At 66.7% G+C, this 17,714-nt stretch carries 14 protein-coding genes; 10 read left to right on the top strand and 4 right to left on the bottom strand.

The features are described from left to right. Window positions 1-20: 20 nt before the first annotated feature. The gene (locus ACGFNJ_RS30910) at window positions 21-953 is read right to left on the bottom strand and encodes a LysR family transcriptional regulator (protein WP_393456011.1); all 933 of its coding nucleotides are present in this window, start codon (window positions 951-953) and stop codon (window positions 21-23) included. 321 nt (window positions 954-1,274) lie between these two features. On the opposite strand from ACGFNJ_RS30910, the gene ACGFNJ_RS30905 reads away from it, so the two are divergent. Further along, complete coding sequence (locus tag ACGFNJ_RS30905) at window positions 1,275-2,402, top strand: BTAD domain-containing putative transcriptional regulator (protein WP_393456008.1); 1,128 nt, start codon at window positions 1,275-1,277, stop codon at window positions 2,400-2,402. 1 nt (window position 2,403) lies between these two features. Here the strand turns inward: ACGFNJ_RS30905 and ACGFNJ_RS30900 are convergent, their stop codons facing one another. Continuing rightward, window positions 2,404-4,791 carry a serine/threonine-protein kinase gene (locus ACGFNJ_RS30900; protein WP_393456005.1) on the bottom strand — a complete coding sequence of 796 codons (2,388 nt, stop codon included), beginning with the start codon at window positions 4,789-4,791 and terminating at the stop codon, window positions 2,404-2,406. 394 nt (window positions 4,792-5,185) lie between these two features. Here ACGFNJ_RS30900 and ACGFNJ_RS30895 point away from each other — a divergent pair, with 394 nt between their 5' ends. From ACGFNJ_RS30895 to ACGFNJ_RS30885, 3 genes are all read left to right on the top strand, one after another. Then, the gene (locus tag ACGFNJ_RS30895) at window positions 5,186-5,614 is read left to right on the top strand and encodes a VOC family protein (protein WP_393456002.1); all 429 of its coding nucleotides are present in this window, start codon (window positions 5,186-5,188) and stop codon (window positions 5,612-5,614) included. A gap of 367 nt (window positions 5,615-5,981) precedes the next feature. Next, a complete protein-coding gene (locus ACGFNJ_RS30890; RefSeq protein ID WP_393455999.1) occupies window positions 5,982-6,305 on the top strand; it encodes a hypothetical protein in 324 nt (107 codons plus the stop codon). Window positions 6,306-6,477: 172 nt separating this feature from the next. Next, window positions 6,478-6,780 (top strand): hypothetical protein, encoded by a 303-nt coding sequence (locus ACGFNJ_RS30885; protein ID WP_393455996.1) that lies wholly within the window; start codon window positions 6,478-6,480, stop codon window positions 6,778-6,780. Between the two features lie 138 nt (window positions 6,781-6,918). Here the strand turns inward: ACGFNJ_RS30885 and ACGFNJ_RS30880 are convergent, their stop codons facing one another. Further along, window positions 6,919-8,178, bottom strand: a complete 1,260-nt coding sequence (locus ACGFNJ_RS30880) for a PucR family transcriptional regulator (RefSeq protein WP_393455994.1) — start codon at window positions 8,176-8,178, stop codon at window positions 6,919-6,921. A 127-nt stretch (window positions 8,179-8,305) separates the two neighbouring features. Between ACGFNJ_RS30880 and pruA the strand changes: the two genes are divergently transcribed. From pruA to ACGFNJ_RS30865, 3 genes are all read left to right on the top strand, one after another. Next, on the top strand, window positions 8,306-9,943 hold the full coding sequence (gene pruA / locus ACGFNJ_RS30875) for an L-glutamate gamma-semialdehyde dehydrogenase (RefSeq protein ID WP_393455991.1): 1,638 nt from the start codon (window positions 8,306-8,308) through the stop codon (window positions 9,941-9,943). Next, window positions 9,943-10,911: a proline dehydrogenase family protein gene (locus ACGFNJ_RS30870; RefSeq protein WP_393455988.1), complete on the top strand. Its 969-nt coding sequence runs from the start codon at window positions 9,943-9,945 to the stop codon at window positions 10,909-10,911. Before pruA ends, ACGFNJ_RS30870 begins: the two co-directional genes overlap by 1 nt. 245 nt (window positions 10,912-11,156) lie before the next feature. Continuing rightward, window positions 11,157-12,599, top strand: a complete 1,443-nt coding sequence (locus ACGFNJ_RS30865) for an amino acid permease (RefSeq protein WP_393455985.1) — start codon at window positions 11,157-11,159, stop codon at window positions 12,597-12,599. A gap of 76 nt (window positions 12,600-12,675) precedes the next feature. Here the strand turns inward: ACGFNJ_RS30865 and ACGFNJ_RS30860 are convergent, their stop codons facing one another. After that, window positions 12,676-14,187 carry an MFS transporter gene (locus tag ACGFNJ_RS30860; protein WP_393455982.1) on the bottom strand — a complete coding sequence of 504 codons (1,512 nt, stop codon included), beginning with the start codon at window positions 14,185-14,187 and terminating at the stop codon, window positions 12,676-12,678. A 74-nt stretch (window positions 14,188-14,261) separates the two neighbouring features. On the opposite strand from ACGFNJ_RS30860, the gene ACGFNJ_RS30855 reads away from it, so the two are divergent. The 3 genes from ACGFNJ_RS30855 (at window position 14,262) to ACGFNJ_RS30845 (ending at window position 17,711) form a co-directional block, all read left to right on the top strand. Then, window positions 14,262-15,158, top strand: coding sequence for a LysR family transcriptional regulator (locus ACGFNJ_RS30855; protein ID WP_393455979.1), 897 nt, complete (start codon window positions 14,262-14,264; stop codon window positions 15,156-15,158). A 267-nt stretch (window positions 15,159-15,425) separates the two neighbouring features. After that, window positions 15,426-16,235, top strand: a complete 810-nt coding sequence (locus ACGFNJ_RS30850; protein ID WP_393455976.1) for an NAD-dependent epimerase/dehydratase family protein — start codon at window positions 15,426-15,428, stop codon at window positions 16,233-16,235. A 75-nt stretch (window positions 16,236-16,310) separates the two neighbouring features. After that, window positions 16,311-17,711: a sugar porter family MFS transporter gene (locus tag ACGFNJ_RS30845; protein WP_393455973.1), complete on the top strand. Its 1,401-nt coding sequence runs from the start codon at window positions 16,311-16,313 to the stop codon at window positions 17,709-17,711. Window positions 17,712-17,714 lie beyond the last annotated feature (3 nt).

The following is a 17,714-nucleotide window of genomic DNA, read 5'->3' as shown; positions in this document are numbered from 1 at the left end:
GTCATGGCCTATCGAACGGCTCAGGCAGACACCGCGCGGGCAATATCGATCCGGGCCGGTTCCGGCGAATCCACACAGTCCAGGAAAAGCGACACCGCAGGATTGCTCTCATCCGCACGCCACACCGCGTACAAATCGAGAGTCGGCACCGGATCGAATAGTTTGACCGCCACCGAACTGCTCCCCGGCGCACCCATACCCATCGAAATCGCGCGCGGCAACGAGGCGAACCCGACCAGCGGGCGCACCGAAACCATATGTGCGGTCGCGCCGGGATCGTCGGCGGTCTGCGCCACCGACAACGTGATCCTGGTGTCCGCGGCCGCGCGGAAGATCGAGTCGTACATCGCTGGACACTGTTCGCGAGCGAACAGCACGCACTCCTGGCCCTCCAACTCCGAGAACGGCACGCCGGGCCGGTCGGCCCACCTGTGCCGCCTGCCGACCACCGCAACCAGTGGAACCCGGTGCAGCAGCCGCCGATACCGGAAGTCCGTGGTGCTCGGGTGCCCGTACACCAACGCCAGGTCGAGCGAGCCGTCGGACAGCGCGGCCAACTGTGGCCCGGTGCGCTTCTCCCACAGCGACACCACGATGTCGGGGTGCTGCTCGGTCATCTTGACCAGCGCCTCAGGCAGCACATGCCTGCTCGCCGGGAGGTTGTAGCCGATGTTGAGCGTGCCCGCTCGGCCCGCCGCGGTCGCCTTCGCGACCTCTGCGGCCCGGTCCATCTGGGCGACGATGATCCGGGCTTGACTCTCGAATTCCCGACCCGCCGGGGTCAGTTTGACCTCGTGCGAGTTGCGTGCGACCAGTTGCACGCCTAACGACTTCTCCAGCTTCTGAAGCTGGGCACTCAGACTGGGCTGCGTGAGATGCAAGCGCTGCGCTGCGCGGCCGAAATGCAGCTCTTCGGCAATTGTGATGAATGAAACCAGATGTCGGAACTCCATGCCGCCGGCTCCTTTTCCGCGTAACCGAAAGGTAAGCGCCGCCGGGTAACCCCGGATGAACCGCGATCGCACGGGTGTTGCCGGAAGAGTTGCGGGCGGGTGAACACGCCCTGACTGGCACGGCAGTTGTGCTACATCGAATGCCGTGACCAACCAGGATCCCCGATCGGATCGCGAAGGGCAACCACTCGAGCGTCCAGCAGGGGCGGAAACCCTTGCGGGCCAGGCACAATAGCTCTCGGACCGATGGCGCCGACCAGGGTGCGCTGGGTACGCTCACAGGCGACGTGTGGGTGTTGTCACGTCGTGAGGAGTGTGGCCATGACCGCGGTGCGCGCACAGTTCGGCGTCCTCGGCGCGGTCGAGCTGGCGATCGACGGTGTCACGCAGGCCCTCGGCGGGCCCAAACAGCGGGCCGTGCTCGCCTATCTGGTGATCAACGCGAACCGGCCGGTGGCGATCGAGGCGCTGGCGCAGGCGGTGTGGGAGGACAGCCCGCCGCCGGACATCCGCGTCAGCCTGCACACCATCGTGTCGAACCTGCGGAAACCCCTGCGTGACAACGGGCTCGACGCGCGCGTGCTGCTGGCACAGGTCGGCGCCGGCTACCGGGTATCGGTCGCCGACGAGGCCAGCGACGTGCAGCGGTTCCGGGTGCGCAAGGAGGCCGGGTTGCGCGCGCTCACCGCGGGACGGTTCCGCACGGCAAGCGAATTGCTGTCCAGCGCATTGGCTCAGTGGCGCGGTCCGGTGCTAGCCGACCTGCGTGGACTCGGTTTCGCCGACGCGTACGCCACGGTGCTCGACGACGACCGCCTCGCCGTCATCGAAGGCAGGGCCGAGGCCGATATCGCGCAGGGGCGGGCCGAGGCCGTGGTGTCCGAGCTCGCGCTGCTGGTCGGCGAATATCCACTGCGCGAACCACTGTGGGAACAGTTGATCACCGCGCTGTACGTGGACGGACGGCAATCCGACGCACTCGACGCCGCCAGGCGACTGCGCGCGACCCTGTCCGATGAGCTCGGCATCGACCCGAGCCCGCCGATCCGCGAGCTGGAGGCGCGCATCCTGCGGCAGGAACCGCTCGAACTCCGTGCCAAAGCTGCCATCTCGTCGTTTCGGGCGACAACCATCGTCGATCTGAACTCGGGCGGGCCGACCGCGCTGCTGCGGGAACGATCAGGCACCACCTACGCGATCACCGGAACCATCACTCGGATCGGACGGCTGCCGGACAACGACGTCGTGCTCGAACACGGCAAAGTCAGCAGGCATCACGCGGCCATCCTGCACAACGGAATCACCTATCTGGTCAAGGATCTGCTGTCCTCGAACGGGGTGTTCGTCGAAGGGATGCGAATTGTCGACACTGTCGCGCTCACCGACGGTGCGACGATTCGGATCGGCGAATACGAGTTGGTGTTCATGCTGGTTCCGCCGGAGGCCTAGGTCAGCCGAAATACTTTCGGAACCAGGCGAGTAGGTCTGCTTCGGTCTTCGGCCCCGGGTCCGGGTCGTCGGCGCGTAGCGTGCAGAAGTGTGCGGCGAGCAGGAACTCGTCGTGCACCGCCATCAGGCAGGTCGTCGGGCCGGTGTTGTCGAGATGGCAGAAGAAGCGGCCGACCGGGCCGGACTCCTTGCGCCACACGTCATCAGGGGCCTGCGCACCGCCGCAGGCGTGGCCGGCGAATTGACCGAGGTTGGCTTGATAGAGAATCTTGGCCTGCTGGCGGTCCGGGATGCCGACGAACGACGCCGACGGGAAGCCCACCCGGGTGCCGCACCCGAGCAGTGCGTTCGCCGGCCCGACGGGCGGGTCGGCGTGGCGGCAGTTGTTCGGGCCGAAGTCGCCTTGGAGGCGGTCGAGCACGGCGCGGTCGGCCGGGGTGAAGTGATCCGGGTCCTGCGCGGCGTCAACAGATTTGAACTGGAAGGCGTTGCGGAGGGCGATGTAGTCGCGCAGTCGTTGCTCGGCGGGGGTCGCCCACAGGAAGATGCCCACCGCCAGGGCGGATTCGTTGGTCAGGACGAGTCCCGGCTTGGGGATCGCGGGATCGTCTGCGCGGCTGGCGAAGCAGGCCTTCCGACCCACCTCTTTACCGTCGACGACAGAGGGGCCGTCCTGGCCGGGCGGATCGCCTGGGCAGTTGGTCGAACGGAAGACGTCGAAGAACAAACCGCGGTAGTAGGCGCGGAGCTGGTCGAGGGTGCGGAAGCGCAGAAACCGCGCCGCCGGGTCGCTGGCGGCGGGATTCGGGTCGCAGAAGACCACGGCGACGGTGGTGGCGTCGGGGTCGCGGTGGGCGCAGTTGAAGCGCTTGTAGCCGGAGGCGCCGACGATAGAGAGGAGCTCGATGTCCGGGCCGCGCGGTGCGGAGGAGTTGGCGACGGCGGTGCCCGCGGTGGTGTCGGTCAGCGCCCAGGTGGTGAATGCGATAGTGGCGCATAGGATCACGATGGTCGTGAGCGCTACAAGCTGCAGTACGCGGTGATGGGTTCGCCGCGAGGTCGGCACGCGGGCCGAGCCCGAGTCGACGGTCGGCGGGCCGTCGGTGGCATCGGCTGTTCGAGTCTGCCGATCCGCCGCGGGCTTGTCCGACAGCCGCTGCGCAGGCAACAACTGTGCTTGCGGCTCCGAGGTTTCGACGGCTTCCCCAGCCTCCGCGGGCCGCAGTGTCGGCACCGGCGGCTCAGTTTCCGCGCGCAACTCCCCCTTCGCGAGTACCGCTCCCTCCCTGGAGGCTTCGCCGACTTCTGACTCTCCGGTTGCTACCGGTTGCGAGGCGTGCGTCGCCGGCTCGGCGTCCACACTCTGCCCGGCGTCCACACTCTGCCCGGCATCCACACTCTGCTGGGCCTTCGTAGGCTGACCAGTCACCATAGGCTGCGAGGGCAAGGTCATCTGCGTCGGTGCCCACAGTTGCCCGGTGTCCGCCTGGGTAGGTATTTCGTTGTCCGGCAGCACTTCTCGCGGCCCGCGCGCTGCCGCGTCGAGCACCTCACCCGCCAGCGCGGACTCCGCCGCGGCCGCGAGCTCACCCGCCGTGGGATACCGATCATTCAGGTTCTTCGCCAGCCCGCGCGCGATCACCGCATCGAACGACTGCGGCACCTCGTGGCGCACCATGCTCGGCCGCGGCGGCGGTTCGACCAGGTGCGCACGCATCACCTCACCATCGGTCGTCGCCGGATACGGCCTTGCCCCCGTGAGGCATTCGTACAACACGCAGGCCAGCGCATAGACGTCCGCCTCCGGGGTGACCAGCCGCGAGGTGAACCGCTCCGGCGCCATGTAGTGGAACGAGCCAACCGCAGATCCGTCGGAGGTCAAGCTCTCGCTCGTACTCGACTGGGCGATACCGAAGTCCACCAGATAGACGAACCCGTCCGTCGTGAGCAAGATGTTGTCCGGCTTGATGTCTCGGTGCACGAGGCCGTCGGCGTGCGCGGCGTCGAGCGCCGCGGCCACCTGCCGGATCACCGCGACCACGCGGTCCGGGGCAAGGGGCGCATCGGCTTTCAGCACCGCGCGCAGGTTCGCGCCGTCGACCAGCCGCATGTCGATGTAGAGCCGACCCTCGATCTCCCCGTAATCATGGATCGGGATGATGTGCGGCTCCTTGAGCCGGGCCGCGGCATGCGACTCGCGACGGAACCGTTCCCGGAAAACCGGATCCTGATTGAGCTTCTCGGGCAGCACCTTGATCGCGACCGTCCGGTCCTTGACAGTGTCGTAGGCCTCGAACACCTCCCCCATGCCGCCCCGCCCGATCAACCGGTCCAACCGATAAGGCCCGAACAGCGAGCCAGCCGTGAGCACCGGCCGTTGGGTCGTCATCTCGTGCCTCCGTGCGGCGGGCTGCTGCGTGGCGCCCGGGACCAGACTATGCCCAGGTCCAGGCTCCAGGTGCTGACAACTGTAGAGCGCGAGAGTGCGTTGCGCAGTCATACCGCGACCTCCCCCGAGCGGCCGTTAGCGGTTCATAAGTGGTTCGTAAGTGCGCCCGCCCACACTGGTCTCAGCCGAAACCGGCTGGTCATCACCTGCAAGGACCTCCGGTCGTCACGATCAGCACCGCCGCACCTCGCCCCCAGCGCGTTCTGCCCATCGCGCTCGGACTCACGGCGGTGGCCGGTTTCGGCGTCTTCCTTCCGCGCCTCGCCGCCTTGACCTCAACGTGGCTTCAGGTATCACGATCGGGTTGTCCTCCGTACCCAGCAGAAGGAAGCACATGCCGAAGCTTGATCGCATTGTCGAGTCCGCCTTGTATGTCGACGACCTCGACCGTGCTCGAAACTTCTACCGCGATGTCTTGCAACTCGAGCCTCTGATGGACACCGAGAGGTTGTGCGCGTACGACGTCGGAGGCGACAACGTCCTGCTCCTCTTCCAGCGCGGTGCCTCACTGGAACCAACAGTGCTGCCAGGCCCCGACCTACCGCAAGGCGAAATCCCACCCCACGACGGCAACGGCCCACTCCACGTGTGCTTCGCCGTATCCGAGGACCAACTTCCCGAGTGGGAAGCGCAACTCAGCGCACACGGCATACCGATCGAAGGCCGAACCCACTGGGTCCGCGGCGGGCACAGCATCTATTTCCGGGATCCGGACAACCACCTGCTCGAACTCATGACTCCAGGCAATTGGCCGACCTACTGAAACCCCATGTCCTGCCAGCCATCCCGCCGACCTCGCCACCGACTGACACGCAACCCACAACTACCGAGATGCACTGCTGGACAAGCGATCAGGAGGCGATGATGTAACTGCCCTCTCGACCGATGCCGCCCTCAGTGCCTCCTGACCAGCCGACCAACACCGGTCGAGTCCGTCGAGGGGATCCGTCGCGGCCTGATACACCGATCCTCAGGGGGCCCGCTCAACCCGAGAGTTCCGGGGTCTTGCTCAATTATGTTGCCCGACAACATGATTGATTGTGTCTAGCAAAGGGCGCGACAGAAACTCCGGGTGGCGATTCGATCGCCATCTCGTGAGATACGGATTCTGTTATCCGAAAGGCATCGCAATGAAACACATCAGCGGAGCGTTGACAACGGCGGGCGCGGTTCTCGTCTTGGCTCTGAGTACGGCAGGTATTGCTCATGCCGCTCCCGCGACCGGCGACTTCATCTACACCAGCCCCGACGGTCAACGGCATCGATTGCACAACCCCGAGAACAACCGATGCTATGTCATCACCGGCGTAGCTTTCACCAGGAACGACACCGACGTCGCTGCCGAAACATTCCGAAACAGCACATGCAGTGGCACGTTCGGGGAGCTCTTTCCGCCCGGAGCAAGCGAAGAACGCTCAGACTTCCAGTCGGTGAAATTCGGCCGTCCGATTTGATCCTGGCTGACGTGCGCGGCCCGCGAGAGCGGACCGAAACGCTCCGACCGCGCCCAACATCGGCAACGACAACCAGAGCCGATTGACCAGCACCTGCCCGCGGATCCCGGGCCGAATGGACGAGCCGGGTGCGGGCAGGTAGCGTCACCGCAACTTTGATGAGGAGTTGCGGATGAAAAGCATTGCCTTACTGGCGATTGGGGCCGCGTTGTTGCTGTCCGGGTGTGGTTCGGGCAGCGACGACTCGAAGCCGGCCACTGCGGCGACGAACGCCCAGGTGCGCGCGAAGTCGTGCCAGGACTATCTGCCGGTGTTGAGCAAGTTGAAGGCGGTCAGCGAGGAGTCCGCGAAGAAGACCGCCGAGGATTCGATCGCGTTGCTTCCACAGTCCGCGCAATGGCCGAGCCTCAATGAGACCGACCGCCAGTCGATGATCGCCGGGATCCGCGACGCCGCCGCCGGAAAGTGCCAGTGAGATAAGCGGTCCCGAGATCCGCACCCACTCTGTGGATCCGCACCCGTTCTAGGTGCCCGGAGCGGGTGCGGATCCACACAGTCGGTGCGGATTCCAAGAAGGAGTGCGGATTCCAAGAGAGAGTGCGGATCCCGCAGGTCAACCCACCGCGGGTCCTCCATCACGACCGTGCTCCCGCCGGTGCAACGCCAACTGGATTTCGAGCAACAGCCGATCAGCAGGATCGGTGAGGTCGACGCGGAGAATCTCCTCGACGCGACGAATGCGGTACCGCAACGTATTCGGATGCACCTGCAGCGCCGCCGCGGCGGCCCGCACATCACCGTGCTCACGCAGATAGACGTCGACGCTCTCCCGCAGGCTCGCCGAGTGCTTGAGGTCGTACTCCGACAACGCCCGCAACCGCGGATCATGCAGTTCGGACCGTGTTCCGACCAGATCGAGTATCTCACCGAGCAGCACCGCGGTCCGCGACTCCGCCAGCGTCGTCACCCGTCCACGCGGATACGACGCGACGGTGCTGTCGAGCACCCGATCGACCTCACGCCGCGCCCCGGCCACCCCACTCAAATCGGCCACCGGACAGGCAATGGCCGCCCGCAACGCCAGCGAGCGTTTGGTTTCGAGCTGCTCGACCAACTGCCGCGTCCACGCCGTCACCGCATGCGCGGCTTTATAACTGGGCAACAGCACATACACCCGATCACCGAGCGTCGCCGTCACCGAGTCGCTGCGAAACGAGCTGGCGCGCAACCGAAGCATGTTCCCCAACGCGGAAGGCTCAGTGGCGGCCGCGGTTTCGGTCGCGGTCAACGCGAACCCGACCACCGCGGCTGGCCCGGTCATCGGCAGGTTCAATGTGCTGGCCACGGACGCGATATCGGCAGGGCTCCCCTCCCCGAACAACCGCTGCACCAGCAACGCCTCGGTGGACGGCGCATCGAGACTGCGCGAGATCAACCGAGCCGCGATGGCCGAAGCCCCACGCAGAATTTCCGCGGCGTCCGGCTTGAACGGCCGATCCCCTTGCTGCAACCAGATCGACCCGAGCACCCGGGGCGCCCGTGCCGCCCCATCGGCTGGATGCCGAATGCTGACCACCATCCGGCGTTTGATGTTCAACTCGTCGTGCTCGGGCACATCGATGACCTCGTCGGTGCTCCGCAGCCGATCGAACACTCCCCACTTTCGCAACACCGTCAAATACTCGCGCGGCCCTTCCCGCCCGAGAATCGACATCACCCGCAACTGGTCGGCCGACTCATCGGAGGCCGAGTACGCCAGCACATGGGATTGCGGGTCTTCGATCGACACCATCCCGCCGGCGTTCTGCGCAACGATCTGCGCGAGACCGAACAGGTCGATGTCCGCGGCAACCAGCCCACTGTCAACAGCCACGACTACGCCTTTCGGCCAACTCGACAACACACTCATCCCATCTTTGTCCTTTTAGCCCATTTCCCGCGTACTTTTCCGGTGTTGACTTCGGCTGACCGCAGTATTGCCACATCCAGCAGGAGGAATCATGGATGCCATCGTGTCCACACCGCGGCCGGTCAACGAGCCGGTAGGCACGTTCGCGCCCGGTAGTGCGGAACGTACACGGTTGCAGGCGAAGCTGGCAGAGCTCGGCTCGACTCCGACCGATGTGCATCACGTGATCGGCGGGACGCACCGGCGCAGTTCGGGCAAGACGATAGACGTCGTGCAGCCGCACCGCCACGCCGCCGTGCTCGGCACGCTGACCCCGGCGCGCCCGCGCGACGTCGAGGACGCGATGGACGCGGCCACCGCCGCGGCGCCTGCCTGGCGTGCGATGTCGTTCGAGGATCGGGCCGCGGTGTTCCTGCGTGCCGCGGACCTGCTGTCCGGGCCGTGGCGCGAAACCATCGCCGCCGCAACGATGCTCGGTCAGTCGAAGACGGCGTATCAGGCCGAGATCGACACCCCGTGCGAGCTCGTCGACTTCTGGCGCTTCAACGTGCATTTCGCCCGCCAGATCCTGGCCGACCAGCCCATTTCGTCGCCCGGCGTGTGGAACAAGGTCGAGTACCGCCCGCTGGACGGGTTCGTATACGCGATCACCCCGTTCAACTTCTCCGCGATCGCGGGCAACCTGCCGACCGCGCCCGCGCTGATGGGCAACACCGTGGTCTGGAAGCCCGCGATGACCCAGTCGGTCGCGGCGTACTGGACGATGAAGCTGCTCGAGGCAGCCGGCCTGCCGCCCGGTGTCATCAACATGGTGCACGGCGCTGGCCCGAAGGTCTCGGATGTGGCGCTGCCCGATCCGCGCCTGGCCGGCATCCACTTCACCGGCTCCACCGCGACGTTCCAGCACCTGTGGCGCGCGGTCGCCGCGAACATCAGCGAATACAACTCCTACCCGCGCCTGGTCGGCGAGACCGGCGGCAAGGACTTCGTGCTCGCGCACAGCTCGGCCGATCCCGAGGTGCTGACCACCGCGCTGATCCGCGGCGCGTTCGACTACCAGGGCCAGAAGTGCTCGGCCGCGTCGCGCGCGTTCGTCCCGAAGTCGGTGTGGGCCAAGATGGGCAGCGATTTCATCGACAAGGTCGCCACGCTGAAGTACGGCGATGTCACCGACTTCAGCAACTTCGGTGGCGCGCTGATCGATCGGCGTGCCTTCGACAAGAACGCCGAGGCGATCGCCCGTGCGAAGGCCACCCCGGGTCTGTCGATCGCGGCGGGCGGCCACGCCGACGATTCGGTCGGCTACTTCGTCGACCCGACGGTGCTGCTCGGTGAGGACCCGACCGACGAGGCGTTCTCCACCGAGTACTTCGGCCCGATCCTGTCCGTGCACGTCTACGACGACTCGGTGAAGGGCGCGTTCGAGCAGACCCTCGAGCTGGTCGACAAGGGTTCCCCGTACGCGCTGACCGGCGCGATCATCGCCGACGACCGCACCGCGATCGCGGCGGCGACCGAGGGACTTCGCTTCGCCGCCGGCAACTTCTACATCAACGACAAGCCCACCGGCGCGGTGGTCGGGCAGCAGCCGTTCGGCGGGTCGCGTGCCTCGGGCACCAACGACAAGGCAGGCTCGCCGCAGAACCTGCTGCGCTGGACCTCGGCGCGCACCATCAAGGAAACGTTCGTCCCGGCGACGGATCACCGCTACCCGCATCAGGAGGCGTGATGGCATTCTCGACCTTGCTGCGGCCCGCCATGCTGGCCGCGTCGCGCTCGCCGCGCATGGAGCGCGCGATCACCAAGATGTCGATGACCAAGAAACTGGTCGATCGTTTCGTCGCAGGCAGCACCGCGGATCAGGCGGTCGCCGCCGTCGAATCCCTGCTCGCCTCCGGCCGCTATGTCACCATCGACTACCTCGGTGAGGACACCACCGACATCGAGCAGGCCCGCACCACGGTCACGCACTATCTGCACATGCTGTCCGCGATGGCCAAGCTCGACGTCAAGACGGAATCGGAATCGGTTCGGCCGCTGGAGGTTTCGCTCAAGCTGTCGGCACTCGGCCAGTCACTGGCCCGGGACGGCGACGCGATCGCGCTCGATCACGCGCGGCAGATCTGCACGGCCGCGGAAGCCGCGGGCGTCTGGGTGAATGTCGACGCCGAGGACCACACCACGACCGACTCCACCCTGCTCATCGTGAAGGCGCTGCGCCGCGACTTCCCGAGCCTCGGCACGGTCCTGCAGGCCTACCTGCACCGCACCGAGGGCGACTGCCGGGAACTGTCGGGCCCCGGCTCGCGGATCCGGCTGTGCAAGGGCGCCTACAAGGAGCCCGCGTCGGTCGCGTTCCAGGGCAAGGCCGCCGTCGACGAGTCGTATCTGCGCTGTCTTCAGGTGCTGATGCAGGGCGAGGGCTACCCGATGGTCGCCACCCACGACCCCGCGCTGATCACCGCTGCGCAGCAGTACGTCGAGTCGACGCAGCGCAAGGCCGACGAGTTCGAGTTCCAGATGTTGCACGGCATCCGGGACGAGGAACAGCGCAGGCTCGTCCAGGAGGACAACCACCTGCGGGTCTACGTGCCCTACGGCGACGAGTGGTACGGCTATTTCATGCGCAGGCTGGCCGAGCGTCCGGCCAATGTCGCGTTCTTCCTCCGCTCGCTGAAGCCGGGCAGCGCACGCTGAATCCGGTAGTCACCGCTGTGCGACGGGTCCGCCCCGGCCGAAGGAATTCGGCCGGGGCGGGCGCGTGCACGGGGTCGGTCGGGACAGGCGCGTTCGAGCCGCGCCCGTCCGGTTGGCCAACCAGGCTGAACATTATTTGGCCAACTCACCGATCACAGCGGGGCTGTGGTCGTATTTAGTAACCACAGCTCGAAGTGTGACCCGCATTACGCACCGTTGCGTACGGCGGATGAGAAAGGAAACACATGTCCATCGCGGATTTGCGTGGCCAAATGCTGCGCCGCAAACCCCTGGGACAGGTCGAAGACGAGGCCGCCCCCGCCGACGAACAGCTGTCCAAGTCGCTCGGCCTGTGGCAGCTGACCGCCATCGGTGTCGGCGGCATCATCGGTGCGGGCATCTTCACGCTCGCAGGCGCGGTCGCGAACAAGACCACCGGTCCCGCGGTGCTCATTTCGTTCCTGATCGCCGGCGTCGCCAGCGCGGCCGCGGCGCTCTGCTACGCGGAGTTCGCGGGCATGGTGCCGAAGGCGGGCTCCGCGTACACCTATGGCTACGTCTCGCTCGGTGAGCTCGCAGGGTGGTTCATCGGCTGGGACCTGCTGCTGGAGTACATCGCGGTGGCGGCGGTGGTCGCCATCGGCGTGTCCGGCTACTTCCGCTTCTTGCTCGGGCAGGTGGACATCGATCTGCCGAACGCGATCTTGGGCGCGCACACCGAGGCCGGTGACGGAAAGGTGGTCGACCTCTTCGCGATCTTGTTCTGCCTCGGCACCGCCTGGCTGCTCTCCCGCGGTATCCGCAGCGTCGGCCGGTTCGAGACCGTCGCGGTCGGCATCAAGGTCGCGCTCGTCGTGCTGATCATCGTGCTCGGTGTCTTCCACATCGACAGCTCGAACTACACCCCGTACTTCCCGTTCGGCACCAGCGCGGTGTGGACCGGTGCGGCCACCGTGTTCTTCGCGGTGTTCGGGTACGACGCGATGAGCACCGCCGCCGAGGAATCGACCGACGGCAAGAAGCACCTGCCGAAGGCCATCCTCTACTCGCTCGCCATCGCGATGGTGCTGTACGTGCTTGCCACGCTGGTGCTGACCGGCATGCAGAAATACACCGAGATCAGCCCGACGAGCGGCTTCTCCACCGCCTTCGAATCCGTTGGCATGCCAGGCATTGCGAACATCATCGCGATCGGCGCGATCGTCGGCATCGTCACCGTGGTGCTCACCTTCATGCTCGGCGTGACCCGCGTCTGGTACGCGATGAGCCGGGACGGCCTGCTGCCCGAGTGGTTCGCCAAGACGCACCCGGTGCGTAAGGTGCCGACCCGCGTGACTTGGATCGTCGGCATCGGCGCCGCGATCATGGCCGGTGTACTCGACATCACCGTGGTCGCCGAGCTCACCAATATCGGCATCCTGATGGCGTTCATCGTCGTCTCGATCGCGGTGATCGTGCTGCGGCGCACCCGCCCCGACGAGCCGCGGCAGTTCAAGCTGCCGTTCATGCCGGTCGTCCCGCTGATCGGTATCGCCTTCTCGCTCTACCTCATCTGGTCGCTGCCGTATGCGACCTGGTACCGGTTCGCGATCTGGCTGGTCGTCGGTCTCATCGTGTACTTCCTCTACTCCCGGAAGCACTCCAAGCTGGAGCGCACCGGACTGAGCGACGCGAAGACGCTCGCGTAGCAGAACTCCGCGGGGCACTGACGCCAGCTCCGCGGACCGATTGGGTGGGTGTGCCTTCGGGCCCACCCACCCAGTCTTATTTCCCGGCACGTCGCCGCGCGAGCAGCGACTCTCCGACGACGAGCGCGCCGAGTACGAGCACGATCACCCCCATCACCCGGAAGCCGAGGTCGGCGGCCGAGACGAATGCTGCGACAACGTCATTGGCGCGGTCGGCGGTGGTTACGGCCAGCGCCTGAGCCACCGTGTGCGGATCGTGGCCTGCGCGGATGTCCGACGGCATGGCGTCGACGAATCGCGCGGTGAGCACGGTGCCGATGACGGCGACACCGAGGGCGCTGCCGAATTCCCGCGTGGTGGCTTGCAATCCGGCGCCGACACCGGCTTGGGCGTGCGGCAGCGAGCCGGCAATGGCCGCGGACAGTGTCGGAAGCGCCAGTGTCACACCGATTCCGGTGACCACGAGCCATGCGGCGTAGGCCAGATAGGGCGACTGCGCGGTGCTGGTGGACAGGCCGAGCAGTCCACCGCCGACGCAGGCAAAGGCAAGCGCGACGGTGGCGTCGAGACCGATGCGGTGCGCCAGGCGTCCGACATGTCGTGTGCCGAGAATGATCGGAACGGTCAACGGGATGACGCCGAGCCCGGTCTGCAGCACACTGAATCCCTTGACATACTGCAGGTATGACGCGTTGACGTAGAACAGCGCGAACATGCCGAAGAAGATGGCGGTCATGCCGAGGCAGGCGCTGCGCAGTCCGGGCAGGCGGAACAGTCGCGGATCGAGCAGCGGATGTTCGACCTTCAGTTCGACAATCGTCCATCCGACGAACAGCACAGCGGCGCAGACGAATCCGCCGATCACCACCGCGCTCCCCCAGCCCGCTTCCGGCCCTTGCACGATGCCGAGCAGCAACGCGACCGAGGCGCCGACCAGCAACAGCGTGCCCGGCAGATCGAGGCGACGGTCATGGCGCGCCGACACCGGCGCGACCCTGCCGACGACGGCGGCGAGCACCAGCGAAATCGGCACGGCGGCAACGAACAACCACCGCCAGGAGCCGCCCGAAAGCACCGCGCCGCCACCGACATTGCCGAGGATGCCGCCGATACCCGACATCGACGCCCAGACCGCGATCGTCGGCGCTTTGCGTGCCGCGGGGACGGCGTGCATCAGGATAGCGAGGGTGTTGGGCAGCACCGCGGCCGCGCCGACACCGGTGATCGCCCGGCCGATCAGCAGCACCGCAACGTTCGGGGCCACCGCCGAGATCAACGCACCCACCGCGAACAGCAGCAGGCCGGTGAGCAGAACTCCCTTGCGCCCGAAGCGATCTCCGGCGGCACCGCCGGGAATCACCAAGCAGGCGAAGAAGATAACGTAGGTGTCGACGATCCAGATCAGTGCCGACGCGGACGGATGCAGTGTGCTGGCGGCGAGCATCGGGACGGCCAGGTTGATCGCGGCGACCATGCCGACGACGAGGACGACGCAGGCGCACATGACCGCGAGCAGACCGCGCCGCGCGACCGGCCGAGGCGGCAGATCGTCGGCCCGCGATGCCGGGTCGAGCATGTTGAGTGACATGCCGAGAACGGTATGAACTCGGTGGATTCCGTGCCACGCAACATTGACAACCTATATTTGCTTAGGATGCAACTATGCCCGAGCACTTGGACCTGAACCTGCTACGAGTGTTCGACGCACTACTCCAGGAGCGCAGTGTCACCGGCGCGTCCGAGCAGCTGCACCTGTCCATCCCGGCGACCAGCCGGGCGCTCGGCAGGCTGCGGCGGGCGATGAGCGACCCGATCCTGGTGCGCGCCGGTCGCGGGATGGCGCCGACACCGTTCGCGCTGCGCACCGCACCACGGGTGCGTTCGCTGCTCGACGAGGCGTCCGCCCTGATCACCGCCGACCGCGCGATCTCGATCGCGGAACTGCAGCGCGCCTTCACCATTCGCATCAACGACGGCGTCGCGGCGACCCTGGCGACCACGGCGGTCGAGGCCACCGCCGCGGCGGCCCCCGGCGTGACCCTGCGCTTCGTCACCGAGGGCACCGAAAGCACCGAGGCGCTGCGCGACGGTTCGGTCGACCTCGACATCGGCGTAGGTGACGTCACAACGCCCGACCTCCGCACTGCCCCGCTGTATCGCGAGCGCATGGTCGGCATCGTCCGCGCCGACAGCCCACTCGGCAGGCGCCGCCGCCCGACACTGCGGCAACTCTGCCAACATCCCCATGTTTCGGCCTCGCGCCGCGGCCGTGACCGCGGCCCACTCGACGAGGCGCTGACAGCGGCGGGGCTGGAGCGCCGCGTCGCCGCCGTCGTGCCCACCCTCGCCGTCGCCATGCTCCTGGTCTCCACGAGTCACTATGTCGGGCTCGTGCCGCAGCGCCTCGCCGAGCAGTACGGTCAAGCACTCGGGCTCCGCTGGTTCCCGATCCCGGCGGAGCTACCCGCCCTCGACGTGCGGTTGTGCTGGCACGCCCGGCTCGACGCCGACCCGGCACAGCGCTGGCTACGCGACACCGTGCGCGCCGCCCTCGACTGATACCCGGACAGCATCAGTCGATATACAAAGAGTGTTGGACATGCATCAGTCCCGCCGCCTAACCTTCTGACACGTCGCGCGATGAGTGACCTACCCCACACTCGCCGCAGGACACAGGAGGACACATGATGAGTGGAAGATCCCGGTCACCAGGCTGTTTCGGTTGCTCGCGGAACGGAACAGATATCGCATGAGCGAACGAAGTGAGCGAATCATGTGCCAGCGCGCCTTGCGCATGACGGGGCCGAGCGCCAGCGAGGCCCAGCCATGAGCTATCACCGGATTCTGATCACGGGTGCGGGCGGCGGCATCGGCACCCTGATGCGGCCACGACTACGCCGCCCCGATCGCGTACTGCGCTTGCTCGACCTGGCCGAACTCCCCGCCGCCGCACCGGAGGAACGGGTGGAGATCGTGCACGGCTCCCTCACCGACCCCGACACCATGGCGGCCGCGTGCCGGGACGTGGACGCGCTGATCCACCTCGGCGGCATCAGCCGCGAGGACAGCTGGGAGCGGGTGCTCGCGGTGAATGTCGACGGCACCAAGACGGTGCTCGATGCCGCGCGCGAGGCGGGCATCTCCCGCGTCGTACTTGCATCAAGCAACCATGCGGTCGGCTATCGGGTCGTCGGCGAGGCGGCGCCGAATCTCATTGCCGCAGAAGCACCGCCGCGACCGGACACCTACTACGGCGTCAGCAAAGCCGCGATCGAAGCGCTCGGCAGCCTGTATCACTCCCGATTCGGCATGGATGTGATCTGCATCCGGATCGGCTCGTGTTTCGAACGCCCTCACGACGAGCGCGGGTTGTCGACGTGGCTGTCCCCCGACGACGGCGCACGACTGTTCGAGGCGTGCCTTGCCGCGGAAAACCCTGGGTTCCAAGTGATCTGGGGCGTCTCGAAGAACGCCAGGGCCATCGTCTCGCTCGAGGAGGCCGAGGCACTCGGTTACCGCAGCGCGGACGATGCCGAGCAATTCGCGGCCGACATTCCGACCGGCCTTGCCGTCGAGCCGACCTATGTCGGCGGCCCCTTCCTCGAAACCCCACTCGGCAAACCGAATCCGCTCTGACTCCAGCGAAACTCGCCCCTCCCCGGCACGCGCCGAGCGAGGGCACTTGCTCGACCGCGAAAGAAGCGCAGCACAATGCCATTCAAACCCACGGTGCAGGCCAGGAAATCCGCCATCGGCACCAACGTTCATTTCCTCTATTTCTTCGGCGCGCTCGGCGGCATCCTCTTCGGCTACGACCTCGGTGTCATTTCCGGAGTGTTGTTGTTCCTCAAGGATTCCTGGGAGCTGACCTCGGTGACCAAGGGCGTCATCGGCGGCTGCCTCGCGGCCGGGGCGATCATCGGCGCGGCGATCGCCGGTCGGATCACCGACCGGCTCGGCAGGCGGCGCACGATCATGATCGCCGCGGCAGTTTTCGGCGTCGGCGCACTCGGCTGCGCTGTGGCCCCGAACGTGCCGGTGCTGGTGCTCGCGCGCTTCGTCACCGGCATCGCGGTCGGGTGTTCCTCCGCGACGGTCCCCACCTACCTGTCCGAGCTGGCGCCCACCAGGGCCCGCGGCGCGCTGTCGACGCTGAACCAGCTGATGATCGTCTCCGGCATCCTGCTCGCCTACATCGTGGACTGGGCACTGTCCGGATCCGGCAACTGGCGGTTGATGTTCGGCGTCGCCGTGATCCCGGCGGTCGTGTTGTTCGTCGGCATGACCGTGCTGCCGGAGACCCCGCGCTGGCTGGTGAAGGCGGGCCGGGAAGAGGAGGCGCGCGCGGTGCTCGCAGGCACGCATCGCTCCACCGAGATCGACGAGGAGCTCAACAACATCCGCACCGTCAACCAGCTCGACGCACAGCAGCGGGGCAGGCTGCGCGACCTGCTCGCGCCGTGGGCGCGGCCCGCGCTCGTCGTCGCGCTCATTCTCGCTGTCGGCCAACAGTTCTCGGGCGTCAACGCGGTGAATCTGTACGCGCCGACCATGTTCACCGATCTCGGCTTCGGCAACTCGACCTCGCTGCTGGCGGCCATCGTGCTTGGCGTCGTCAAGGTGGCGTTCACCGCCTGGGTGATCTTCGTGGTCGACCGCTGGGGTCGTAAACCGTTGCTGCTGCTCGGCAACGTGTGCATGGCGCTGTCGCTGTTCCTGCTCGGCGTCGTCGTGTTGACCGTCGACAACAACACCGTCACCGGCCTGACCACCCTGATCCTGCTCAACGTCTACCTGGCCGGTTACGAGCTGGGCTGGGGCGCGGTGGTCTGGGTGATGATGGCCGAGGTGTTCCCGCTGCGGGTGCGCGGCGTCGGCATGGGCGTCGGCAGCGTGGTGCTGTGGAGCTCGACGTTCACCATCACCTTCCTCTTCCCGGTGATGAACGACCATCTCGGCCTTGCCCGTTCGGCCTGGGTCTTCGCGGGGGTCAGCGTGGTGCTGTTCCTGCTCGTGCAGCGGTTCGTGCCGGAAACCAACGGGCGCAGCCTGGAGCAGATCGAGCTCGACCTGCGGGCCAGGGTCGGCGGGTCAGCCACGGAACGGGCGTGACGG

The organism is Nocardia sp. NPDC049149 (genome assembly GCF_043197455.1).
Lineage (GTDB): Bacteria > Actinomycetota > Actinomycetes > Mycobacteriales > Mycobacteriaceae > Nocardia.
Note: the sequence above shows the minus strand (reverse complement) of the source record. Positions and strands in the feature narration are given on the sequence as shown.